At 51.9% G+C, this 22,544-nt stretch carries 22 protein-coding genes and 1 other RNA gene; 15 read left to right on the top strand and 8 right to left on the bottom strand.

Going from position 1 to position 22,544, the window contains the following annotated elements; all coding sequences use genetic code 11:
- Positions 1-32 precede the first annotated feature (32 nt).
- Positions 33-1,163: an alkene reductase gene (locus tag ACVL1J_RS14210; protein ID WP_341236499.1), complete on the bottom strand. Its 1,131-nt coding sequence runs from the start codon at positions 1,161-1,163 to the stop codon at positions 33-35.
- Between the two features lie 122 nt (positions 1,164-1,285).
- On the opposite strand from ACVL1J_RS14210, the gene ACVL1J_RS14215 reads away from it, so the two are divergent.
- The gene (locus ACVL1J_RS14215; RefSeq protein ID WP_341236498.1) at positions 1,286-2,215 is read left to right on the top strand and encodes a LysR family transcriptional regulator; all 930 of its coding nucleotides are present in this window, start codon (positions 1,286-1,288) and stop codon (positions 2,213-2,215) included.
- 9 nt (positions 2,216-2,224) lie between these two features.
- Here ACVL1J_RS14215 and rarD read toward each other — a convergent pair whose 3' ends face one another.
- Complete coding sequence (gene rarD / locus ACVL1J_RS14220) at positions 2,225-3,115, bottom strand: EamA family transporter RarD (protein ID WP_159568382.1); 891 nt, start codon at positions 3,113-3,115, stop codon at positions 2,225-2,227.
- Positions 3,116-3,444: 329 nt separating this feature from the next.
- Here rarD and ACVL1J_RS14225 point away from each other — a divergent pair, with 329 nt between their 5' ends.
- Positions 3,445-3,777, top strand: a complete 333-nt coding sequence (locus ACVL1J_RS14225; RefSeq protein WP_159568383.1) for a hypothetical protein — start codon at positions 3,445-3,447, stop codon at positions 3,775-3,777.
- Here ACVL1J_RS14225 and ACVL1J_RS14230 read toward each other — a convergent pair.
- Entirely contained in the window at positions 3,748-4,149 is a 402-nt protein-coding gene (locus ACVL1J_RS14230) for a hypothetical protein (protein ID WP_341236515.1), read from the bottom strand. The two genes, ACVL1J_RS14225 and ACVL1J_RS14230, sit on opposite strands and share 30 nt — an antisense overlap.
- Here ACVL1J_RS14230 and ACVL1J_RS14235 point away from each other — a divergent pair.
- Entirely contained in the window at positions 4,076-5,185 is a 1,110-nt protein-coding gene (locus ACVL1J_RS14235; protein ID WP_491665448.1) for a PQQ-dependent sugar dehydrogenase, read from the top strand. The two genes, ACVL1J_RS14230 and ACVL1J_RS14235, sit on opposite strands and share 74 nt — an antisense overlap.
- A gap of 69 nt (positions 5,186-5,254) precedes the next feature.
- Positions 5,255-5,566 carry a c-type cytochrome gene (locus ACVL1J_RS14240; RefSeq protein ID WP_341236496.1) on the top strand — a complete coding sequence of 104 codons (312 nt, stop codon included), beginning with the start codon at positions 5,255-5,257 and terminating at the stop codon, positions 5,564-5,566.
- 40 nt (positions 5,567-5,606) lie between these two features.
- Here ACVL1J_RS14240 and ssrA read toward each other — a convergent pair.
- The 5 genes from ssrA to ACVL1J_RS14265 form a co-directional block, all read right to left on the bottom strand.
- Positions 5,607-5,990: a transfer-messenger RNA gene (gene ssrA, locus ACVL1J_RS14245) on the bottom strand.
- A 37-nt stretch (positions 5,991-6,027) separates the two neighbouring features.
- The gene (locus tag ACVL1J_RS14250; RefSeq protein WP_341236495.1) at positions 6,028-6,684 is read right to left on the bottom strand and encodes an HAD family hydrolase; all 657 of its coding nucleotides are present in this window, start codon (positions 6,682-6,684) and stop codon (positions 6,028-6,030) included.
- Positions 6,685-6,695: 11 nt separating this feature from the next.
- Positions 6,696-7,412 (bottom strand): bifunctional 2-polyprenyl-6-hydroxyphenol methylase/3-demethylubiquinol 3-O-methyltransferase UbiG, encoded by a 717-nt coding sequence (ubiG, locus tag ACVL1J_RS14255; RefSeq protein WP_159568387.1) that lies wholly within the window; start codon positions 7,410-7,412, stop codon positions 6,696-6,698.
- A gap of 107 nt (positions 7,413-7,519) precedes the next feature.
- Positions 7,520-8,170, bottom strand: a complete 651-nt coding sequence (gene ompA / locus ACVL1J_RS14260) for an outer membrane protein OmpA (protein ID WP_159568388.1) — start codon at positions 8,168-8,170, stop codon at positions 7,520-7,522.
- A 75-nt stretch (positions 8,171-8,245) separates the two neighbouring features.
- Positions 8,246-9,568 carry a TRZ/ATZ family hydrolase gene (locus ACVL1J_RS14265; protein WP_341236494.1) on the bottom strand — a complete coding sequence of 441 codons (1,323 nt, stop codon included), beginning with the start codon at positions 9,566-9,568 and terminating at the stop codon, positions 8,246-8,248.
- Positions 9,569-9,737: 169 nt separating this feature from the next.
- On the opposite strand from ACVL1J_RS14265, the gene gyrA reads away from it, so the two are divergent.
- From gyrA to lapB, 11 genes are all read left to right on the top strand, one after another.
- On the top strand, positions 9,738-12,359 hold the full coding sequence (gyrA, locus tag ACVL1J_RS14270; RefSeq protein ID WP_341236493.1) for a DNA gyrase subunit A: 2,622 nt from the start codon (positions 9,738-9,740) through the stop codon (positions 12,357-12,359).
- Between the two features lie 27 nt (positions 12,360-12,386).
- On the top strand, positions 12,387-13,505 hold the full coding sequence (gene serC, locus ACVL1J_RS14275; protein WP_341236492.1) for a 3-phosphoserine/phosphohydroxythreonine transaminase: 1,119 nt from the start codon (positions 12,387-12,389) through the stop codon (positions 13,503-13,505).
- Positions 13,505-14,596 (top strand): prephenate dehydratase, encoded by a 1,092-nt coding sequence (gene pheA / locus ACVL1J_RS14280; RefSeq protein ID WP_341236491.1) that lies wholly within the window; start codon positions 13,505-13,507, stop codon positions 14,594-14,596. Before serC ends, pheA begins: the two co-directional genes overlap by 1 nt.
- 12 nt (positions 14,597-14,608) lie before the next feature.
- On the top strand, positions 14,609-15,736 hold the full coding sequence (gene hisC, locus ACVL1J_RS14285) for a histidinol-phosphate transaminase (protein WP_159568393.1): 1,128 nt from the start codon (positions 14,609-14,611) through the stop codon (positions 15,734-15,736).
- Positions 15,737-15,762: 26 nt separating this feature from the next.
- Positions 15,763-16,623, top strand: coding sequence for a prephenate dehydrogenase (locus tag ACVL1J_RS14290; RefSeq protein WP_159568394.1), 861 nt, complete (start codon positions 15,763-15,765; stop codon positions 16,621-16,623).
- Positions 16,624-16,654: 31 nt separating this feature from the next.
- Entirely contained in the window at positions 16,655-17,998 is a 1,344-nt protein-coding gene (aroA, locus tag ACVL1J_RS14295) for a 3-phosphoshikimate 1-carboxyvinyltransferase (RefSeq protein WP_341236490.1), read from the top strand.
- Between the two features lie 5 nt (positions 17,999-18,003).
- Positions 18,004-18,678, top strand: coding sequence for a (d)CMP kinase (gene cmk / locus ACVL1J_RS14300; RefSeq protein ID WP_341236489.1), 675 nt, complete (start codon positions 18,004-18,006; stop codon positions 18,676-18,678).
- Positions 18,679-18,853: 175 nt separating this feature from the next.
- Complete coding sequence (gene rpsA, locus ACVL1J_RS14305; protein WP_159568397.1) at positions 18,854-20,557, top strand: 30S ribosomal protein S1; 1,704 nt, start codon at positions 18,854-18,856, stop codon at positions 20,555-20,557.
- A gap of 44 nt (positions 20,558-20,601) precedes the next feature.
- Complete coding sequence (locus ACVL1J_RS14310; RefSeq protein ID WP_255411449.1) at positions 20,602-20,910, top strand: integration host factor subunit beta; 309 nt, start codon at positions 20,602-20,604, stop codon at positions 20,908-20,910.
- Between the two features lie 102 nt (positions 20,911-21,012).
- Complete coding sequence (locus ACVL1J_RS14315) at positions 21,013-21,333, top strand: lipopolysaccharide assembly protein LapA domain-containing protein (RefSeq protein WP_256366109.1); 321 nt, start codon at positions 21,013-21,015, stop codon at positions 21,331-21,333.
- Positions 21,323-22,543 carry a lipopolysaccharide assembly protein LapB gene (lapB, locus tag ACVL1J_RS14320; protein WP_341236488.1) on the top strand — a complete coding sequence of 407 codons (1,221 nt, stop codon included), beginning with the start codon at positions 21,323-21,325 and terminating at the stop codon, positions 22,541-22,543. Before ACVL1J_RS14315 ends, lapB begins: the two co-directional genes overlap by 11 nt.
- The last annotated feature ends 1 nt before the right edge of the window (position 22,544 follow it).

Consider the following 22,544-nt stretch of genomic DNA (forward strand, 5'->3'; position numbering starts at 1 on the left):
AAAAACGCCAGCTTGTGACTGGCGTTTTTCATTTACACATCCAGCGATGGGTAATCAATATAGCCTTCAGGCCCGGGTGCGTAATAAGTCTGTGGATTGCCTTCTGCCAATGGCGCGTTGAGCTTCAAGCGCGGCACCAGGTCAGGGTTGGCGATGTATGCACGGCCAAAGGACACGGCATCGGCCCAGCCTGTTTCAAGTGCGTTGATGGCCATTTCACGCGTGTACCCGTTGTTGACGACATAGGTGCCCTTGAATGTGTTGCGAGCCCACGCATAATCAAAGCCGGGCACATTGCGATCACCGCCGGTTGAGCCCTCTATCATGTGTATGAAGCCGATACCGCGCTCATTCAGTTGCTCAATCAGGTAACCAAAGACAGCTTGTGGGTTGCTATCGCCCAAGTCATTGAATGGCGTCACAGGAGACAAGCGAATGCCCACCTTGCCTGCACCGATTTCTGCGATCACTGCGTCAATTACCTCAAGCGCAAAGCGTGCGCGGTTTTCTGCAGAGCCGCCGTATTCGTCAGTACGGTGGTTTGCACCGTCCCGCAAAAACTGGTCGATCAGATAGCCATTCGCACCATGTATTTCCACGCCATCAAAGCCAGCTTTGATGGCATTTGCTGCACCTTGACGATATTCATTCACCACAACTTTGATTTCTTCCACAGTCAGTGCATGTGGCACTGGTACATCGACCTTGCCATTGTGGGTGTAGGCGACCACATTGGGTTTAATTGCAGAAGGCGCGATTGGACTCAAGCCGCCTGTCAGTTCAGGGTGGGTAATGCGGCCCACGTGCCAAATTTGGGCAATAATTTTGCTGCCTGCAAAGTGAACTGCTTCGGTAATTGACTTCCAGCCCTGCACTTGCGCTTCAGAGTAAATGCCTGGGGTTGCCATGTAGCCTTTGCCAGCTGGTGCAACCTGTGTTCCTTCGCTAATGATGAGGCCAGCGTTGGCACGTTGCTTGTAGTACTCAATATTCATCTCACTGCCGGGAATATCACCTGCAGCCTCATCGGAACGGCAGCGGGTTAGTGGAGCCATAACCACCCGATTTTTTACTTCAATGCTGCCAATTTTTCCAGGCTGAAACAGCTTCAAATCATCCACGTTGTTGATCTGTTCATTCAAATGTGGGATCGGTGAATTCATACGTCGTTACTCCTCTTGTGTTGCAGTGCAATGTTGCACATTATGCGTATTCAAAGCCCACATATCTACGGAACAGTTGTTATAGTATTTATTCCTGCTGGGAATGGAAAGGGAGCACGTGAATGGATCGATTGAGACTGATGGAAACCTTCGTGAGGGTTGTCGAAACCGGTAATTTCTCGGCGGTGGCTCGGCAGTCTCACACCACCCAGTCAGCGATCAGCAAGCAAGTGCAGGCTTTGGAGGCCGACATTGGCGTGTTGCTGTTGGTACGTTCCACTCGAAGCCATTCGTTGACAGAGGCCGGGCGTCTTTATTATCAGCGCTGTCGACAGGTGCTTGACACACTGGAGGAAGCGCGTAGCGAGGTGCTGCGCGCAGAGCACGAGGTCAGTGGTTTGTTACGAGTGGCCGCACCGGTTGCATTTGGGCGAATTCATATTGTTCCCCGCTTGGGGGCATTTTATGAGCGCTATCCCAACATGCGCATCGATTTGCAGCTTGACGACAGTTTCGTTGACTTGGTTGCGGCGGGTATCGATGTGGCGTTTCGTGTGGGCGAGTTGAAGGACAGTCGCTTGATCGCGAGGCGAATCGGCTCTGTAGCCAGGGCTGTTATTGTGTCTGAAGGGTATTTGGTCCGCCATGGCACCCCCGATACACCAGAAGACTTGAGAAATCACAATTGCCTGTTGTACACGGGAATCGACAATTTCAATGAATGGACTTTTTATGGCAGCAAAGACAAGGCCATGACTGTGCGCGTAGGTAGCAACTTTCAATCGAATAGTTCCGAGGCAATTCGCCAAGGTGTACTGGAAGGTTTGGGTATTTGCTATTCACCCACATGGATTTATGGTCGGGATATTCGAGAGGGCAGTGTGAAAACGATTTTGAATAACTACAAGCCCAGCACATTGCCTCTGAATGTGGTCTATCAACCCGAACGTCGTCCCTCAATCAAGATTAGTAGTTTTGTGGATTTCTTCACCGAGACCTTTAATCGAGATCCAGACCTATCGACCGTGATTCGATCTTATAAAATGCAGTGATAGTTCTGTTCAAGGGCAAGTCTCCATGGGCTGTCGTCTCATTTTGTAGGTGCCTTCCAGGGCCAGCACACTCAGCGACAGCCAAATGGCCAAGTAAGTAGGCCATTCTTGCGCCGCAATGGTTTCCCCGATCACGAACGCAACAATCACCAATAGCACTGGTTCTACGTAGCCAAGCAATCCAAAAAGACTGAAAGACAACATTTTGCTGGCCAAAATATAAGAAATTAGCGCGGAAGCGCTTAATACGCCCAGCAGTAAAATCAGCAAAGGCAGTTGTATTTGCAGCCCTGTCATTTGTTCCAAACCCTCGCCCGACAAGGCGAAATAAAGCGCCAGGGGTGACATCAGCAGCATGTCAAACCAAAGCCCACCCAGGTTGTCTATTTTGAATTTGGATCGAAGCACAAAGTAATACGGGTATCCCAAGCACACCACAAGGGAAGTCCAGGCAAAGCCCCCCGCCTGAAATACAGCATTGATTACGCCAAGCGCTGCCATTAGAACGGCCAATTTTTGAAGTGAACTAAGTTTGTCTTTGTAGTAGAGGCGGCCAATCAAAACCATTACAAGCGGCATCATGAAGTAACCCAATGAAACGTTCATCGCATGCCCATGAAGCGGTGCCCACAGGAACAGCCACAACTGTATGCCCAGTAACAAGGAAGACGCAGGCAATACCAGATAGAGCCTCCATTCGTTTCTCAGGCGCAGTGCAATCGATCGGACCAAGCCCCAGTCTTTTGTTCCGATCAGGAACAGGGTCATCACTGGCAAAGTCAGCAGCATTCTCCAGCCGTAAATTTCCTCTCCAGTTAAAGGCTCAAGCAGGGTGGTGTAGTAGTACATGCTGCCAAAGAGCACAGAGGCCAAAATTGAGAGAAATATGCCTTTCTGCATGATTTACAGCGTCCTGATTTATTCGGTGTGGTGAAAAGTTAACATTTGTGAAATACGAAACATTAACCGGAATTCCTGTTTTGTCTGGTTTGTGAAATAGACAACCAATGGTTTTTTGCGCTGCAGCAATCGTATGTCGAAATTGTTAAAAATTGAAGTCTTTAAAAATTAGCATTGTGATGAAAATCATTCATCTGGTGTATTCAAAAATGACCGCAATTCGACATTACATTTTCTGGATCTAAATTGCTGAGTTCATTAATATTCGTTGGTCCAAAAACACAGGCAATCAAGGTAATAGTTTTTGGCAATCAAACAGGTGCGCTCGAGTGAGCGTTGTTCGTTGGCAAGGAAACCTTGCATTGCAGTGCGCATCCACTGGTCCGGAGACCAGCGTTTGTCTCTCTGAACAGGTGTTTTGGATCATGAAAGTCTATTTGTGTTTGGTGGTGTTGTTCAGTGTTGTCGTCGCTTTGTTGCTTCGTCTTCTCGATCTTAGTTGGCCTTTGTCCATCGTAGGGGCCCTCTTGGCCTTTAGCGGGTCTACTATTTTGCTGCTGGGCTGCAGCGTTCCGCGATTGCTCTCGGATCAAGATAACAAAGCAGGCGGCAAAAATTTCTTCAGCCTGATATTAAAAGGCACGTCTTCTAAATCTGAGTGATTGACTGCGGGTAAGGCCATATTGACCGAGTGTTGAATATGTGTAACTTTCAATCTGCGCGATCTTGAATGGATGCGATTGATGAATCGTTTCGCCATCGAATTGCGCATCAGTCTTAATCACAAAATCAGGAGACAAAATGAAGAAGCTTGATAAACTTTTGTCCTGCGCAGTCTTTGCCTCGGCCAGCTTGGTCGTTGGTGGGGCAGCGATAGCAGCAGCGCCTAATCTTACCTCTACAACGGTTTTAACCAAGTTGGAGAATCCTTGGGATATGGCGTTTTTACCCAATGGAGCCATGTTTTTTACCGAAAAATGCCATGGTTTGTCGGTCAGACTGCCGTCGGGGACAGTTAACAAATTAGTCGGCATGAAGGACGCCACAGGATACGCAGACTCCATGCCGGATCTTTTTTGCGATGGCCAGGCTGGAATGAATGGCGTAGCGGTAGATCCTGATTTTGCGAAAAATGGTTACGTGTATGTGTATTCCACATCGAGTAAATCCAGCCCTCAGACCAATCGTGTTATTCGATTGAAGGCAAATGCTGATTTGAGCAAGTTGTCTGACCGCACCGATATCGTGGATGATATTCCTTATAAAATTGCCGCCAGCGATCATCCCTTTGGCTCGTCTGGCGCGCACAACGGCGGAAGAATTCGTTTCAATTCCGGTGACGGGTTTTTGTATGTGACCACTGGCGATACACACAATGGCGTGGTGCCACAAAGCCCAACCAAACTCGGTGGAAAAGTGTTGCGCATTGATCGTAACGGAAAGGCTGCAGCTGGCAACAAACCGCCAAAAGGTTTCGATGCCCGAATATTTACTTATGGTCACCGCAACCCACAAGGTATCGCATTCCGCCCCGGCACCAATCAGCCTGTAACAGCTGAAAATGGTCCATGGCATTCTGATGAAGTCACCGTATTAAGCAATGGCGGCAACGCGGGCTGGGACCCTCGTCCGAATGTCGGGGGCCGTGGAGACTGCCCAGACGGATATTGCGGTTACAGCCCAAATCAGATGGGTGCCATGGAGCCGGTCAAGCGTGCTGCGTTCATGCCTATGACAGACACCAAGACTTATCCCAAGGCAATGAAGCCCGCATGGAACAATGAAAACTTGTCCCAAGGCATGTCATCAGGCGTTTTCCTGAGTGGCAAGCAGTGGAAAGACTGGGACGGGAAAATGGCGGTGGGCTACATGGGAATTGGCATTCATGGAACCCCGGTTGGTAACCGAATTGATTTGCTCGATATCAGCAAAGACGGACTGTCCGCCAAGCGAACTGTGATGCCTTTGCCCATGCCGGCGGGTCGTTTCCGTTCCGTGGTGCAGGGTCATGATGGGAACTTGTACATGGCCACCGATGAAGGTGAAATTTATCAAATCAAACCCAACTGACACACGTTTGAATTAAGCAGTTAAGCCGCGCAGTCTGAATGATTGCGCGGTTCTTGAGAGGAAATACCCATGAAGAAGTATCTCGTATTTGTTCTTTTTGGCTCAATGTTGACAGCATTGGGCAATGCAATTGCCAGTCCGGAAATGGTCAGGAAATACAATTGCACGGCTTGCCATGCCGAGGACAAGAAAAAGTACGGGCCGACCTATCAGCAAGTCGCCTTGAAATATGCAGATGACGCGGGAGCGGCAGAAAGATTGGCCAAGAAAATTCAAACAGGAGGTGCTGGAGTGTGGGGTAACACGCCCATGCCTGCGCAGCCACGTGTGACCGACGAGGACGCATTGACAATTGCCAAGTACATTTTGTCTGTGAAGTAAACAAAAAAGGCCATCACAGGGATGGCCTTTTCTTTTTATTTGGTGGAGCCGGCGGGAATTGAACCCGCGTCCGCAAATCCTCCACTACCAGTTCTACGTGTGTAGTCGTCTTCTTTGCATTTAACGGCTACTGACGAAAAGCGACATTCTTCAGCATCCGCGATCCACCTAATTTAACTTACCGGTCGGCAGCATTCCGGTAAGCGGTCCGATGTAGATGATCCCACTGCGGGTTTGACCCCGCCCAACCCATCGGCGAGCTGGTGTAGGAAGTCCAAACTAAACTAGCTTAAGCAGCTAGTTTGAGTTCGGGGCTAAACGAAGAGTCGTTTGCGTTTAAAGTTTTTCAGATGGATTTACGAGGTAACTGATCCTCGACACGCCCCAATAGCTTTGCAACCCACGTCGAAACCAGATCGACCCCATTGGAAACACCATTGTAACACTCTTGATGTGGGGGCTCACATTCTAATTTCAAGCCACCTGGCCAAATCATGTGCTGTTTTAATCACTGCATCTGCGCCCCATTGGTCAATCGGGCTGGCAATGTACCCGTATTCGACTGCCACGGTGGTCATGCCGGCGTCTCGCCCAGCGATTACATCCCGCTCATCGTCACCGATCATGACGCATTGTTCGGTGGGCAGGCGCATTTCACCCGCAGCCATGAAACAGGGCAGTGGGGAGGGTTTGGGTTTTTCGGCAGTGTCACCTCCAATCAACACACTACAACCTTGGGTCAACCCCAGTTCATGCACCAACTTTTCAGCGAGGTAGTAAGGTTTGTTGGTGACAATGCCCCATTGAGCACCGCGTGCCCGGATCTCATTCAGCAAGGGAATAATTCCGCTGTAAACCGCGCTTTCCCGTGCAATGCGGGCCTCATAGCGCTCCAGAAATTCTGCACGCATGCTTGGGAATTCTGGATAGTGCATTTCCAGGCCAAATCCAGCTTTTAACAAGGCGCGGGCTCCGCCCGAGGCCAGGTGTTCCATGGCGCGGTAGGGGATGATGTCAACGCCACGATCGCTTTGCATGTCTTGAATGGTGCCGCACATGTCTGGTGCGGTGTCTACAAGCGTACCGTCCAGATCAAACAGAATTCCGTTTAAAGGCATCAGCAAATTCCTCAAGCGGGTTTTCTGCAAGCCACCATGTAGTTCACATCGGTGTCACGAGCCAGGCGATAAACCTTGGTCAGCGGGTTGTAAACCAATCCAATGATTTCTGAAAAATCAAGTTTCGACTGACGCGCATATTGGGCCAATTCAGACGGTTTGATGAATTTTTTGTACTCATGCGTGCCTTTGGGCAGCAGGTTGAGCACATATTCTGCGCCAACAATCGCAAACACAAAACTTTTGGGATTGCGGTTAATGGTTGAGAAAAACAGCCAGCCGCCTGGTTTGCAAAGGTTTGCGCAAGCCTGGATGGTTTGTGCGGGATCAGGCACGTGTTCCAGCATTTCAAGGCAGGTGACCACATCGAAAGTACCCTGTTCTTCTGCGGCCAGCTGTTCGGCCGATACAAAGCGGTAGTTCACATTGTTTACACCGGTTTCAAGCTTGTGCAGCTCGGCGACTTTCAGAGACTTGTCCGCCAGGTCAATGCCTAGAACGTCCGCTCCCCGGCGGGCCATGCTCTCGGCCAGAATTCCACCGCCACAGCCCACGTCCAGCACTCGCTTGCCCTTCAGGCCGACCCGTTCATCAATCCAGTTCAATCGAAGCGGGTTGATTTCATGTAGGGGACGGAACTCGCTGTTGGGATCCCACCATTTGCTGGCCAAAGCTGAGAATTTTGCCAATTCGGCATGGTCAACGTTGTTGGATTCGATACTGCTCATGGGTAAAGGCTCTTCAATTGAATGCGATAAGTTGTAGTTTACCCGAAGCCAGAAACAAAAAAGCCCGGCTAAGCCGGGCTTTTTTGATCAGAACCAAAGGCTGCGAATTACTTCACAACTTTCTGTGTTGCGTTGAATTCGATTTCAACGCGACGGTTCTTGGCGCGACCTTCGCGGGTCTTGTTGTCAGCCACTGGCTGGCTTTCGCCCATACCCTTGATCTGGATACGGTCAGCAGCTACGCCCTTGCTTACCATGTAGTCTTTCACAGCCTGAGCACGACGCTCGGACAGCTTCTGGTTGTAAGCATCGGAACCGATTGAGTCTGTGTGACCAATTGCGATTACGCTGTTCAGGTCAACCTGACCCAACTTGGTGATCTCTGAATCAATGCGGTCTTTACCGCCTTGCTTCAAAGTGGCCTTGTCAAAGTCGAAGTACGCGTCGGCTTCCAGGCTTACCTTGGTAATCACTGGAGTCGGTGCTGGCTCAGGAGCAGGTGCTGGGGCAGCAACTGGTGCTGGAGCAGGCTTCTTGGGGATCAAGTCAGGATCGCATTCCTGGATTGCCAAAGCGGCTGTGAAGTAGCTAGTGCGGATGCACTCGCCGGAGCCGTCTTTAACAACTTTGCCGCTGCCATCTACTACATAGCCTGACAGGCCTTCACCTTTGTCTGTTGTGTGGGCCATAGCGGCTGTAGACGCTGTACCAATGGCCATCGCCATCAGAACTTGCGTGAGAGTCGACATTTTTTTCATTGTTGCTCCTTGGGTTAAATAGGGGTTCAAGCTGGTTGATAGTTTACAGTAGAGGCTGTCATAGTTATCACCCTCTCAACCAACTTTCTCGACACGAGTCTGCCACACTCGTTGGGTTTTTCGCATGATTTCCCCGACTAATTGTGCCCTTTTGCCCACAAGTTGTTGCGATTGCACAACTTGAATGCCTGCCACCCAAACATGCTTCACGTCTCTGGAAGCCCCGCTGTAAGCCAGTTTTGATATTAGATTGTGGTTGGGTAGTTGGTGTGCAGACTCCCCAACCGCCACGGCGATCAGGTCAGCTTGCATTTCGGGGGCTATGCGCCCAATCAGGTGGTCTGCGCCCAACGCTTTTGCCGCGTTACAGGTCATGCTTTTAAGCAGCTCCCCGGCATTAAAAGCCGTCGCATCGCCGCTGGCCCCTTTGCACAGCAGGGAGGCAAGTCGGCCTTCCTCCCACATGTCCAGCTTGTTGTTGCTGGCTGCGCCATCGGTGCCGATAACCACATTGACTCCCGCTTTCAGCGCGCCAGCCACGGGCGCAATGCCACTGGCCAGTTTCAGGTTGGATGCAGGGCAATGCACCAGCGTTGCACCTTTGGCGGCCATGGCCTGCAGCTCATATTCATTCAGGTGTACGCCATGCACAGCCAATAACCGTTCGTTGATCAGGCCGAGGCGTTCGAATCGAGTAAAAGGTCGCTCGGCGTCTCGACTCACTGCGTCAGTCACTTCGCTGGCTGTCTCGTGTAAATGGCAGTGCACTGGTAAATCCAGTTCTTCGGCCAGCATGGCCATGTGTTTAAAGGTGTCATCGCTGACGGTGTAAGGCGCGTGCGGGGCAATCGTCCAATGCACGGTGGGTTCGTGTTTGAATTTGTCGCGGGCAGCTATCCCCAATTCGATGTATTGCTTCGCTTCTGCCGCGTAACGGGTGGGGAACTCAATCACCGTGATGCCTGCAAACACGCGTGAACCCAAGTCCACAGCGGCTTGAGCCACTTGGTCAGGATAAAAATACATGTCGTTGAACGTTGTGACTCCACCCTGGAGCATTTCGGCGGCAGCCAGCACTGTGCCGTCATATACAAACTCCGCGTCAGCCAAGGCACCTTCCAGGGGCCATATCCGCGTTTGAAGCCAGTCATGTAGCGCCAGGTCGTCAGCTGCTCCGCGCAACAAGTTCATGGCCCCATGGGTGTGGCAGTTAATCAGGCCAGGCATTAGAACATGCCCGGGAAGATCCACCCGTTCAGCATCGGGGTACCGTGTTAGCAGTTCATCGCGCGGGCCTAGGGCCACAATTCGGTCTTGATGGATCAAAACAGCATGGTTTTCAAGCACTTCAGTGGTGTGGTTCAGGCACAAAAGCCATTGGGGGGTAAGCAGTTGCATGGGCAGGGTCACTAGATGATTTGGAACGCACCATTGCGCCCAGTTTCAACGATTTTGGCTGATACAATCGAAAGCTTGCAAGTGTAGCGCCAGGGATGTGACGCCGCCGTGATTGGCAGCGTCCCGGATTGTTATTCCTTCAGTCAAATAATTCAACACAAGAAGAAACATGGATTCATTCGCAAAAGAAACGCTCCCTATCAGCCTTGAAGAGGAGATGCGCAGGTCTTATCTCGATTACGCCATGAGCGTGATTGTGGGTCGAGCCCTGCCAGATGTGCGCGATGGCTTGAAGCCTGTGCACCGCCGCGTGCTGTTTGCCATGCATGAGTTGAACAACGACTGGAACCGGGCTTACAAGAAGTCTGCCCGTATTGTGGGTGACGTGATCGGTAAGTACCACCCGCACGGCGACTCTGCGGTGTACGACACCATTGTACGTATGGCGCAAGATTTTTCATTGCGTTACATGCTGGTCGATGGCCAGGGTAACTTTGGCTCAATCGATGGTGACAACGCGGCCGCGATGCGTTACACGGAAATTCGCCTGGCCAAGATTGCTCAGGAAATGTTGCTGGATATCGACAAAGAAACGGTTGATTTCGGCCCCAACTACGATGGCAGCGAGCGCGAGCCCAAGGTATTGCCCGCCCGCCTGCCCAATTTGCTGGTCAACGGTTCGTCGGGTATTGCGGTGGGTATGGCCACCAACATGCCCCCGCACAACCTGAAAGAAGTGGTAGCCGCCTGCCTTTATGCAATTGATGCGCCTGAATGCACGGTTGACGATTTGATCGAACTGATCCCGGCACCCGATTTCCCCACCGCAGGCATTATTTACGGCATTCAAGGTGTGCGCGAAGGCTACAGAACTGGCCGTGGGCGTGTGGTAATGCGTGCAAAAACGCACTTCGAGGACATGGACAAAGGCGGCCGTCAGTCCATCATCGTGGATGAGTTGCCTTATCAGGTGAACAAGAAAACACTGCTTGAGCGCATTGCCGAGCTTGTGTCTGAAAAGAAAATTGAAGGTATTTCCGACATTCGCGACGAGTCGGACAAAGACGGTATCCGTGTTGTGATTGAGCTCAAGCGTGGCGAAGTCCCCGAAGTCATTCTGAACAATCTGTACAAGAACACCCAGCTTCAGGACACCTTCGGTATCAACATGGTTGCGTTGGTCGACGGTCAGCCGCGTTTGTTGAACCTGCGCGATCTGATTTTCTACTTCTTGCGCCATCGCCGCGAAGTAATTACCCGCCGAACTGTATTCGAGTTGCGCAAAGCCCGTGATCGCGGTCACGTGCTTGAAGGCTTGGCGGTGGCATTGGCCAATATTGACGAATTCATTGCCATCATCAAGGCTGCCCCCACGCCACCGGTTGCGAAAGCCGATCTGGTTGCGAAAAGCTGGGATTCCTCAATCGTGCGAGAAATGTTGGCGCGCACTGAGTTGGGCGATTCTGGCGGTATCAAAGCTTTCCGCCCCGAGGGTTTGCCGGCCCGTTTGGGCATACAAGACGACGGCTTGTATCGCCTGAGCGAAGTTCAAGCGCAGGAAATTCTGAATATGCGCTTGCAGCGCCTGACCGGTCTTGAGCAGGACAAAATACTGAACGAGTACAAGGAAGTGATTGATCAAATCGCTGACCTGCTCGATATTTTGTCAAAGCCAGAGCGTATCAGTCAAATTATCAAAGACGAATTGACATCGATTGGCAACGAGTTCGCTGACGAACGCCGTTCGATGATCGAGTTCAATGCCACGGAACTGGGCACTGAAGACTTGATCACACCCCAGGACATGGTGGTTACGCTTTCTCATTCGGGCTACATCAAGAGCCAGCCATTGACTGAATACCGCGCTCAAAAACGCGGTGGACGGGGCAAGCAGGCCGCCACCACCAAGGAAGACGACTGGATTGATTATCTGTTCGTCGCCAATACCCACGACACCATTTTGTATTTTTCAAATGCAGGCCGTGTTTACTGGCTCAAGGTGTATGAAGTGCCGCAAGGTTCGCGCACTTCGCGCGGTCGCCCCATCGTCAACATGTTCCCCTTGGCTGAAGGTGAAAAAATCACTGCTGTACTGCCAGTGAAAAGTTTTGAAGAGGACGACAAATACGTATTCATGGCCACCAGCCTGGGAACAGTTAAAAAGTCCAAGTTAAGCGATTTTTCTCGCCCCATGAAGCGAGGAATCATTGCTGTAAACCTGGACGAAGGTGACTTCCTGATCGGCGCGGCCATGACCAATGGTACCAACGATGTCATGTTGTTCAGTGATTCGGGTAAAGCCGTTCGTTTTGATGAGAATGATGTGCGAGCCATGGGTCGAAATGCGCGCGGTGTTCGCGGCATGAATCTTGAAGAAGGACAAACTGTCATCGCGATGCTCGTTGCTGAAAGTGAACAGCAATCTGTGCTCACAGCCACTGAGAATGGTTTCGGCAAACGGACCCCTGTTGCCGAATATACCCGTCACGGTCGAGGCACCAAAGGCATGATCGCGATTCAAACTTCCGAGCGCAATGGCAAGGTGGTTTCAGCCGTTTTGGTGAACCCAACCGATGAAATCATGCTGATTACCACGGGTGGTGTATTGGTGCGAACCCGTGTTTCAGAAATTCGCGAAATGGGCCGCGCTACACAGGGTGTAACCTTGATTAGCGTAGACGAGGGCACTTGGTTGTCTGGTTTGCAGCGGATCGTGGAGTCGGATGCCGAGGATCTTGGTGAGGTAGAGGAGGGCGACGCCCCCGAAGCGCCTGCCGCCACTGAAGAGTAAATAAACGGTTAATTGCACAGGGCAAGCATGTCTAGAGTTTGGAATTTTTCTGCAGGTCCGGCCGCTTTGCCTGAGTCGGTCTTGCGTCGGGCCGCTGAAGAAATGCTGGATTGGCAGGGCAAAGGTTTGTCGGTGATGGAGATGAGTCATCGCAGCCCTGAATACACCACTATTTTCGAAAAAACCCGCAATGACTTTCGCAAATTACTGAACGTGCCGCAGTCGCATGAAGTGCTGTTCATGCAGGGTGGGGCAGTTGGCATGAATGCGATCGTTCCCATGAATTTGCTTCAGGGCTTTGAGCAGGCTGCCTTCGTGAACACTGGGGCCTGGTCCAAGAAAACCACCAAGGAATTTTCGAAATACGGCATTGCCCGTGTGGTGCTTGACAATGCAAATGCCTTGGCCGATGTTGCCGCAGCATGTTACGTGCCCGATTGCGCGTCCCTGCTTGACCGCGTGAATGGTCAGCAAATGGCCTACCTACATTATTGCGACAACGAAACCATTAGCGGTGTGGAATTCAACGGACAAATTGAGGCATTGGCGGGTCAGTTTGATTGCCCGGTGGTGGCCGACATGTCATCGAATATTCTGTCGAAAACGCTTGATGTGACCAAGTACGGATTGATCTATGGTGGCGCTCAGAAGAACGTGGGGCCTGCCGGGGTCACCATTGTGATTGTCGACAAAGCCCTGCTCGATCGTGCTTTGCCAATTTGCCCGTCGGCATTCACATTTGACACCGTGGCCGAAAATGGCTCGATGTACAACACGCCGCCTACCTACTCCATTTACATCGCAGGTTTGGTGTTCGAGTGGTTGCTTGAGCAAGGTGGTGTGTCTTGGGCGCAAGCACAGGCACAGCAAAAAGCCAGTTTGCTATACGGCACCATTGATACAAGCGGTTTGTACAACTGCCCGGTTCGCGTTGAAGATCGGTCTCGCATGAATGTGCCATTTACTTTGGCAGATGAGTCATTGAACGGGAAATTTCTGAGTCTTGCTGCAGAGCGTGGTTTGGTGCAGCTCAAGGGGCACAAGTCGGTCGGCGGCATGCGTGCTTCTATCTATAATGCAATGCCTCTTGAAGGGGTCAAGGTCTTGGTAGAGTTCATGCGCGAATTTGAGAAAACGGAGGCTTGATGAGCACGCCTGACATCAATGCGGAACTGTTGAAATTCCGTGATCAAATCGATGACATTGATCAACAAATGCTGGTGTTGCTGAACAAGCGCGCAAGCCTTGCCCAGTCGATTGGTCATGTGAAGGCAAAAACCGATGCCCCAGTGATGCGTCCGGAGCGAGAGGCGCAGGTACTCGACAAGTTGAATGCCAGCAACAAAGGCCCTCTGAATTCACAACACATCAATACCCTTTTCAAAGAAATCATGTCGACATGCCGCTCCCTTGAGCGTGAGGTGCATGTGGCGTTTCTGGGTCCCTTGGGCACCTACAGCGAACAGGCGGTGTGGTCATTCTTTGGGCACTGTGTTCAGGTTGAACCCGTGGAAACCATCGAAGAAGCCTTCCGGCAGTTGCAGGCACTACAAGTTGATTTTGCGGTGGTGCCTGTTGAAAATTCTACGGAAGGCTCAATTGCCCGCACGCTGGACGCACTCGTTGAATCAAGTGCCATGGTGTGTGGTGAAGTACAGCTGGCCATTCACCACCAGTTGTTGTGTCAAACCGGGTCGCTGGAAGGCATCGAGAAAATTTGTGCCCATCCGCAAGCCCTTGCGCAGTGCCGTGGTTGGCTTTCGCAGTATGCGCCGCATATTCAGCAAGAAACTGTGGGAAGCAATGGCGTTGCCGCGCAAATGGCCAGTGAAAATGCCAAGGTGGCTGCAATTGCAGGGCAGGCGGCGCGTGAGCGTTATGGCTTAAAGGCCTTTCAGGAACACATTCAGGACGACGCCCACAATACCACTCGTTTCCTGGTATTGGGCAACCAAATGACAGGACCCTCCGGGCAGGACAAAACAAGCCTGGTCGCCTCTGTGCCCAATCAACCGGGTGCTGTTTATAAAATGCTGGAACCATTTAACGCGGAAAATGTTTCCATGACCCGGCTTGAATCCCGGCCTGCTCGAAATGGGCGCTGGGAGTATTATTTCTTCATTGATCTTCAAGGTCATCAAACTGAGCCAGCCGTGGCAAAAGCCTTGGATCAGCTGAGGCAAAACGCATCTTTTCTGAAAGTGCTGGGTTCGTACCCAGCGGCACAACGCACTTAACGACGTAGCACCATGCAAAAACTGACCGAGCAAGCACCACAATTCATTCGCGCGATTGCACCTTACAAGGCGGGCAAACCTGTATCCGACGTCGTTCGCGAGTTGGGTCTTGACCCCAACACGGTTGTGAAGCTGGCCTCGAACGAAAATCCGTTGGGTCTTGGCGAAAAAGCCAAGGCCGCGATTGCGCTGGCTGCAGCTGATTTGGGTCGTTATCCGGATGCCAATGGATTTGCGCTGAAAGCCAGACTTGCAACGCGCCATGGTGTGAAGCCAGAGCAAATTACTTTGGGCAATGGTTCAAATGACGTACTTGAATTGGCGGCCAAGGCGTTTCTGACGCAGGGTACCAGCGCCGTGTTTTCGCAGTACGCATTTGCCGTGTATCCCTTGGCCACGCAGGGTTGTGGCGCGCAGTCCAAAGTAGTGCCTGCGGTGTGTTTTACCCATGATCTCGATGGATTCCTGAGCGCGATCGACGACCAAACACGTGTGGTGTTTATCGCCAACCCGAATAATCCCACAGGCACTTTCTTGCCGCAGCAAAAGCTCTTGGCATTTTTAGAGCAGGTTCCCGAGCATGTGTTGGTTGTGCTGGACGAAGCCTACAACGAATTCTTAAAGCCTGAAGACCAATACGACTCCACGCAGTGGGTTGCCCGATTCCCCAATTTGCTGGTGTCGCGCAGTTTTTCCAAAGCGTACGGCCTGGCCGGTTTGCGTGTGGGCTATGCGGTGTCCAGTGTCGAGGTGGCTGATTTGATGAACCGAGTGCGCCAGCCGTTCAATGTCAACTCCTTGGCGCTGGCTGCGGCTGAAGCCGCAATCGATGATCACGAGTTTCTTCGGAAAACCTATGAAGTAAACCTCAGGGGGCTGGAGCAGATAGAAAGTGGATTGAAATTTCTGGGTCTTGAGTTTGTACCTTCTTATGGCAACTTTGTGTTGTTCAAGGCTGGGAACACGCCCGATGCCGGCATGAAAGTGTTTGATGCATTGCAGCGTTTGGGCGTCATTGTTCGCCCGGTGAATGGCTATGGTTTGCCTGAGTGGCTACGGGTGTCCATTGGCCTGCCCCACGAAAACGAAGCCTTTTTGGTCGCCCTGCCCAAGGCGCTGGCCAGCCTACAGGCTCCGTAATGGTCAAAGGAACCAGTTTTAATCGCATGCTTGCAATCGGGGTGGGCCTGATAGGTGGCTCTATCTGTCTGGCGGCCAAGAAAAAAGGTTTGGCAGGTCATGTGCTGGGCTATTCGCGCAAACTTGAAACAGCGCATGAGGCGCTTCGCTTGGGCATTGTCGATGAATGCATAGCGGGTCCGGGCGATGCCAACGTACGAAATGTCGACGTGGTCGTGCTGTCAATTCCCGTTCGGCAATACAAGCAGGTGCTGACCCAATTTCTGCCTTCTCTGCCACCCAATTGCTTGATTTTTGATGCGGGTAGTACCAAGTCGGATGTGGCTGTCATGCTAGATGAGCTTGAGCCGCAGTTTCCAGGTTTGAAATCCCGGTTCGTGTTGGCCCATCCCATTGCGGGTGGCGAATCGCACGGGCCGGCCGCTGCAGTGTCCGATTTGTTTGAAGGGCGCAATTGCGTGCTGTGCCCCCTGCCACAAACCAACCCGGCTGGTCTGAAAAAAGTTGAAAACTTTTGGGCTGCGATTGGTGCCAAATTAAGCACCATGAACGCCATGGACCACGATGAAATGTTCGGTGCCGTTAGTCACCTGCCTCATTTGCTCGCTTTTAGTTATGTGGCCAGCGTATTGGGTCATCCCAAAGGTGCTGAGTTCATGAAAGAGGGGGGCGCGGGCTACCGGGACTTTACCCGGATTGCAGCAAGTTCACCCGAAATGTGGGCTGATATTTTTCAAAATAACAGCGCTGCTTTATTGAACATGCTCAGTGGCTTTGAGGCAAATATTTCAAGCCTTCGCGCAGCGATTGAAACCAATGACCGCGCGACGCTGGAGCGTATTTTGAGTCAGGCTTCGGAGTATCGAAGCCATTGGAAACAGAATTGATTCAGGCCAATTATTCAACAGGTATTTTGTTATGTCAGATCTGAATTTGATCGAATTTCACGCGAGCAGCACAGGGAACATGTCGGGCTTCGCCCGGGTACCTGGCGACAAATCGATTTCCCATCGCTCAATCATGATGGGGTCCATTGCTGAAGGCACCACAGAAGTGGAAGGCTTTCTGGAAGGCGAGGATGCCTTGGCCACCATGAACGCTTTTCGGGCTTTGGGAGTCAGCATTGACGGGCCTGACCAGGGCAAGGTGAAAGTGCACGGTGTAGGAATGCACGGCTTGAAAGCCCCGCGCGAGGTACTTGATTGTGGAAACTCCGGTACATCAATGCGGCTGATGTCGGGTCTGCTGGCCGGGCAGGATTTTGACTGCATGCTGACTGGCGATTCAAGTTTGGGCAAACGTCCCATGAAGCGAGTGATCGATCCGCTGGTACTGATGGGAGCTCGCATCGAGTCACAAGAAGGTGGGCGGCCACCCTTGCACATCCACGGGCGTACCACCTTGAAAGCCATTGACTACGAATTGCCCATGGCCTCGGCACAGGTGAAGTCTTGCGTGTTGCTGGCTGGTTTGTATGCCGATGGCACCACGACCGTCACCGAGCCTGCTGTAACCCGCGACCACACTGAGCGCATGTTGCGTGGCTTCGGTGTGGAGGTGATTACCGAAGGTTCCCGGGCCAGCTTGAAGGGTGGCCAAACATTGAAAGCCACAAAAATTGATGTGCCTTCCGACATTTCATCGGCTGCATTTTTCATGGTGGCGGCATCCATCGCGCCGCAAGCGGACATTACGTTGAAACATGTGGGCTTGAACCCAACCCGCATCGGCGTAATCGATATTTTGAAGTTGATGGGCGCCAATATCGAGTTGAGCAATCATGCGGAAGTGGGTGGCGAGCCAGTGGCCGATGTACGCATTCGCAGCGCTGCCTTGAAGGGCATTGAAATTCCAGAGCACCTGGTGCCTTTGGCCATTGATGAGTTCCCTGTGTTGTTTGTCGCTGCGGCCAATGCCACTGGGCGTACCGTGTTGACTGGTGCCGAAGAATTGCGCGTGAAGGAATCTGATCGAATTGCCGTGATGGCACATGGTCTGCAAAAGTGCGGCATTGATGCAGAACCCACCGAGGACGGCATGATTATCCAGGGCTTGGGCCATTTGGACGGCTTGCGCTACAAAGCAACAAGTATCGAATCGCAAGGTGATCACCGCATTGCGATGTCATTCAGTGTCGCGGCCATTCGTGCCCACGGCACCATGGTTATTCATGGCGCGCAAACGGTAGACACCTCTTTCCCGGGCTTTGTTGCTTTGGCCAATTCATTGGGCATGAATGTTCAATCGGTTCGCAAAGGTTAAACCTCATGAGCATGTCAAACTGCCCGGTCATTGCCATTGACGGCCCAACCGCCTCGGGAAAGGGCACAGTGGCTGCGTTAGTGGCAGGCCGACTCGGCTATCACTATCTCGACAGCGGTGCAATTTATCGTGTGTTGGCTGTGGCGGTGGCGCAAACGGGTTTGAATCCAGACCTGTCTGAAGACTTAAAGCAGATCATTCCAATGGCTGCCAATTTACCGGTGCAATTTCAAGGGCAAAGCATCCTGCTCCAGGGTAACGATGTGTCGGAAGCCATTCGTACCGAAGAAGCGGGTGTCATGGCTTCTCGTTTGGCCGTGGTGCCTGAAATTCGTGCAGGCTTGCTGGCGCGTCAACGTGATTTTCGACAGAATCCCGGTTTGGTGGCGGATGGTCGCGACATGGGGTCTGTTGTTTTTCCCGACTCTGTATTGAAAGTGTTTCTGACAGCCAGCGCACAAGTCCGAGCCGAGCGGCGCGTGAAACAAATTGAAGGGCGAGGCCAGTCAGCTGACTTTCAGGCCATTTATACCGATCTGATGACCCGCGACAAACGCGACACCGAGCGGGCCGTTGCGCCACTCAAACCCTGCGAAGATGCCTTGGTGTTGGATTGTTCGAACATGCCAATTGATCAAGTGGTTGCGACCATCTTCACCTGGGCACAAGAACGCATTTAAACGCTTGATCAGCAAAGGCTTTCTTGGTATAATCTCATCCCTTGTTTGCTTAACAGCGCCTGTTTTTTCAAGCAGGTCTTTGTGTGCTGAACAAGAAGCCGTGCTTTTCAATCCCGAATAGCACGTTTTTGAACTCCGCCTTGCTTCCCGCAATGGCGTGTTAAATCTCAAATTTATGACCACAACTGAAATTACCCAAGCCCCAGATAGCTTTGCAGCTATGTTTGAAGAAAGCCTGAATCGCAAAGAAATGCGCGCAGGCGAAGTGATCACAGCCGAAGTTGTTCGTGTTGATTACAACTACGTTGTTGTGAATGCCGGGCTGAAATCTGAAAGCTACATTCCCCTCGAAGAATTTAAAGACGACCACGGCAACATCGAAGTCAACGACGGTGACTTCATCTCCGTGGCCATCGAAGCGCTGGAAAACGGTTACGGCGAAACATTGCTGTCCCGCGACAAGGCCAAGCGTCTGTCCGCATGGCTGAGCCTGGAGCAAGCTCTGGAATCAGGCGAGCTCGTAACAGGTACCATCACCGGCAAGGTGAAGGGCGGCCTGACCGTGATGGTCAACAGCATTCGTGCTTTCCTGCCAGGTTCACTGGTAGATGTGCGCCCCGTAAAAGACACCACACCATTCGAAGGCAAGACCCTCGAATTCAAGGTGATCAAGCTGGATCGCAAGCGCAACAACGTTGTGTTGTCACGCCGTGCAGTGGTTGAAGCCACCATGGGTGAAGAGCGTGAAAAGCTCCTGTCCAACCTGCAGGAAGGTTCTGTAGTCAAGGGCATCGTCAAGAACATCACCGACTACGGCGCGTTCGTGGATCTGGGTGGTATCGACGGCCTGTTGCACATCACCGACCTGGCATGGCGTCGTGTACGTCACCCGTCAGAAGTGCTGACAGTTGGCGAAGAAATCGAAGCAAAAGTATTGAAGTTCGACCAGGAAAAGAACCGCGTGTCCTTGGGCGTGAAGCAGCTTGGCGAAGACCCATGGGTCGGTTTGTCACGTCGTTACCCAGCCGACACACGTTTGTTCGGAAAAGTAACCAACATTACTGACTACGGCGCATTTGTTGAAGTTGAGCAAGGCATTGAAGGTTTGGTACACGTTTCAGAAATGGACTGGACCAACAAGAACGTAGATCCCAAGAAAGTTGTTACTTTGGGCGACGAAGTTGAAGTCATGGTTCTGGAAATCGACGAAGAGCGTCGTCGTATCAGCCTGGGCATGAAGCAATGTGCGGCCAACCCTTGGGAAGAGTTCTCTACCAGCTTCAAGAAAGGCGATAAGGTATCTGGCGCAATCAAGTCAATCACTGACTTCGGCGTATTCATCGGCTTGCCTGGTGGTATCGATGGCTTGGTGCACCTGTCTGACCTGTCCTGGAACGAAACCGGCGAAGAAGCCGTGCGTCGTTTCAAGAAAGGTGACGAAGTTGAAGCCTTGGTATTGGCAATCGACACTGAGCGTGAGCGCATCAGCTTGGGTATCAAGCAGTTGTCGGGCGACCCCTTCACAGTGTTCGCATCGTCCAATGACCGTGGCAGCATGGTCAACGGCACTGTTAAATCAGTAGACGCCAAAGGTGTTGTTGTCGACCTTGGCGATGACATCGAAGGCTACCTGCGTGCTTCCGAGATCTCCAACGACCGTGTTGAAGATGCTCGCAATGCATACAAGGAAGGCGACGCTGTAACAGCCATGGTAATCAACGTGGACCGCAAGGCCCGTTCGATCGCTTTGTCCATCAAGGCCAAAGACCAGGTTGATACCGATGAAGCCATGAAGAAAATCTCTGAAGAAAGCGCAGGCTCTGCTGGTACAACCAGCTTGGGCGCGTTGTTGAAAGCAAAGCTGGGTAACAACCAGTAATCAGTCTGTAGAAGTGGCGCTTCCCACTCGGGAAGCGCCTTTTTATTTCAAGAACAATGACAAAATCAGAACTCATCAATCAGCTGGTCAAGCGTTTCCCCAAGTTGCCTGTGCGCGACACGGACTTCGCTGTCAAAAGCATTCTCGATTCCATGACTCAAGCCTTGGCCGAAGGTCAGCGCATTGAGATTCGAGGGTTCGGCAGTTTCTCCCTGACTCGTCGCCCGCAGCGCGTGGGTCGCAATCCGAAGTCAGGAGAACAGGTGGTTGTGCCTGAAAAGCGCGTGCCACACTTTAAGCCCGGCAAAGAGCTACGCGAGCGAGTTGATTTATACTCCAAGAAAGAGAGTTAATTCGATCGTTCTTCGGTGAAGCCTGAGTTATCACGCCGATGAATGTATCGGTGTTGATCCAACTACAAACAGGGGACCACCTTGAAAATACTTGCCTGGGTAGTGCGACTTGCACTCTTCCTTGTTGTTCTCACCTTTTCAATCCGAAACACAGATTTAGTCACAGTGAAATGGTTGCCTGGTCTTGAAATTCAGGTGCAACTGGTTGTGGCATTGCTGATTGCACTGTTACTTGGTGCAGTGTTCGCGTGGATTTCACTTCTACCGTCCTGGTTAAAAGCCAAGCGTGCCGCATCTGTGGCCTCCAAAAATGCCGAACGTCTTGAGCGAGAGTTGAATCAACTTAAAGCGCAAGGCAACACGGCGGTTATCGTTGAAGAACCCATGCCCGCATTGCCAATAGGCCCAAGTCATGGAATTTGAAACCTGGTGGTTGGTACTCATCCCGCTGATATTCAGCTTGGGATGGATGGCGGCACGCCTTGAAAAACGTTCAGACGCATCTGAGCGCGGTCAATTGCCAGCATCCTATTTCAAAGGCGTTAATTTTCTGCTCAGCGAGCAGCCTGACAAGGCCATTGATGCGTTTCTGGAAGTGGCGGCGATTGATACCCACACCGTTGAATTGCACTTTGCGCTGGCCAATCTGTTTCGCAAAAAAGGTGAAATTGACCGCGCCATCCGGGTTCACCAGTTTTTGACCACACGCGAGCAAATCACCTCCTCAGACCGGGAAAAGGCCACCTATGAGCTGGGTGTTGATTTCCTCAGAGCCGGTATTCTTGATCGCGCCGAGCAGGCCTTTCACAGTTTGTCGAATTCCCACATGAAAGCCGAAGCGTCTCGCCAGCTGCTGGAGTTATACGAGCTGGAGAAGGCGTGGGACAAGGCCATTGCGCAGGCCCACAAACTTCGAGAGTACGGTGCCGATGTGCCAGCGGGCGACATTGCGCACTTTTACTGCGAACTTGCTGCCCAGTTGATTGATGAGGGTGATTTGCCCAAAGCCAAGGCTGAGCTGCAAAACGCATTGCTAACGGATGCGCAAAACGTACGTGCGTCCCTGTTGTTGGGTGAAATTTACTTCACGCAGAATCAGTTTGAAGATGCGATTGGTCAGTGGCGCGCCGCTGAGCGTCAAAATCCCTGGTATTTACCCTTGGTTGGGCCGAATATGTGGGCCGCATTCAAGAAACTTGAGCGTGAGGAAGAGGGTATTGCAGCCTTGCTGGAATACTGCACCATGTATCCTTCGATTGATTTGTTGCTGGTGCTGGCGCAAGCTGTTGAAGAAACGAAGGGGCCTTTTGCGGCGTTCGAATTGTTGCGTGAGCAAGTGCGTGCCCGCCCCAGTTTGCTGGGTTTGGACAAGTTGCTGGAACATCAGCTGCGTGGCAAGCTCGACGACGATCGAATGCAGGATCTTCGCCTGACGCGCGAGTTGATTTCAAAACATACGCAGCGCCTGGAGCGTTATCGTTGTCAGTCTTGTGGTTTTCAGGCCAAGAAGTTTTATTGGCAATGCCCAGGTTGCGCCAATTGGGATTCGATTGTGCCGCGCCGTGCTGAAGAACTTGATTTTTACCCGGTGTCTGCAAAAAAGGCTGCACACACCCAGGCTCATACCCATTAAA

The sequence above is a fragment of the Limnobacter sp. G6BE5S genome, assembly GCF_058448965.1.

What these genes read in the sequence shown, in the direction of transcription:
- ACVL1J_RS14210 (WP_341236499.1), bottom strand. Translation starts at nt 1,163, where the DNA reads ATGAATTCACCGATCCCACATTTGAATGAACAGATCAACAACGTGGAT.
- ACVL1J_RS14215 (WP_341236498.1), top strand. Translation starts at nt 1,286, where the DNA reads ATGGATCGATTGAGACTGATGGAAACCTTCGTGAGGGTTGTCGAAACC.
- rarD (WP_159568382.1), bottom strand. Translation starts at nt 3,115, where the DNA reads ATGCAGAAAGGCATATTTCTCTCAATTTTGGCCTCTGTGCTCTTTGGC.
- ACVL1J_RS14235 (WP_491665448.1), top strand. Translation starts at nt 4,076, where the DNA reads ATGTTTTTTACCGAAAAATGCCATGGTTTGTCGGTCAGACTGCCGTCG.
- ACVL1J_RS14230 (WP_341236515.1), bottom strand. Translation starts at nt 4,149, where the DNA reads ATGCCGACTAATTTGTTAACTGTCCCCGACGGCAGTCTGACCGACAAA.
- ACVL1J_RS14240 (WP_341236496.1), top strand. Translation starts at nt 5,255, where the DNA reads ATGAAGAAGTATCTCGTATTTGTTCTTTTTGGCTCAATGTTGACAGCA.
- ACVL1J_RS14250 (WP_341236495.1), bottom strand. Translation starts at nt 6,684, where the DNA reads ATGCCTTTAAACGGAATTCTGTTTGATCTGGACGGTACGCTTGTAGAC.
- ubiG (WP_159568387.1), bottom strand. Translation starts at nt 7,412, where the DNA reads ATGAGCAGTATCGAATCCAACAACGTTGACCATGCCGAATTGGCAAAA.
- ompA (WP_159568388.1), bottom strand. Translation starts at nt 8,170, where the DNA reads ATGAAAAAAATGTCGACTCTCACGCAAGTTCTGATGGCGATGGCCATT.
- ACVL1J_RS14265 (WP_341236494.1), bottom strand. Translation starts at nt 9,568, where the DNA reads ATGCAACTGCTTACCCCCCAATGGCTTTTGTGCCTGAACCACACCACT.
- gyrA (WP_341236493.1), top strand. Translation starts at nt 9,738, where the DNA reads ATGGATTCATTCGCAAAAGAAACGCTCCCTATCAGCCTTGAAGAGGAG.
- serC (WP_341236492.1), top strand. Translation starts at nt 12,387, where the DNA reads ATGTCTAGAGTTTGGAATTTTTCTGCAGGTCCGGCCGCTTTGCCTGAG.
- pheA (WP_341236491.1), top strand. Translation starts at nt 13,505, where the DNA reads ATGAGCACGCCTGACATCAATGCGGAACTGTTGAAATTCCGTGATCAA.
- hisC (WP_159568393.1), top strand. Translation starts at nt 14,609, where the DNA reads ATGCAAAAACTGACCGAGCAAGCACCACAATTCATTCGCGCGATTGCA.
- ACVL1J_RS14290 (WP_159568394.1), top strand. Translation starts at nt 15,763, where the DNA reads ATGCTTGCAATCGGGGTGGGCCTGATAGGTGGCTCTATCTGTCTGGCG.
- aroA (WP_341236490.1), top strand. Translation starts at nt 16,655, where the DNA reads ATGTCAGATCTGAATTTGATCGAATTTCACGCGAGCAGCACAGGGAAC.
- cmk (WP_341236489.1), top strand. Translation starts at nt 18,004, where the DNA reads ATGAGCATGTCAAACTGCCCGGTCATTGCCATTGACGGCCCAACCGCC.
- rpsA (WP_159568397.1), top strand. Translation starts at nt 18,854, where the DNA reads ATGACCACAACTGAAATTACCCAAGCCCCAGATAGCTTTGCAGCTATG.
- lapB (WP_341236488.1), top strand. Translation starts at nt 21,323, where the DNA reads ATGGAATTTGAAACCTGGTGGTTGGTACTCATCCCGCTGATATTCAGC.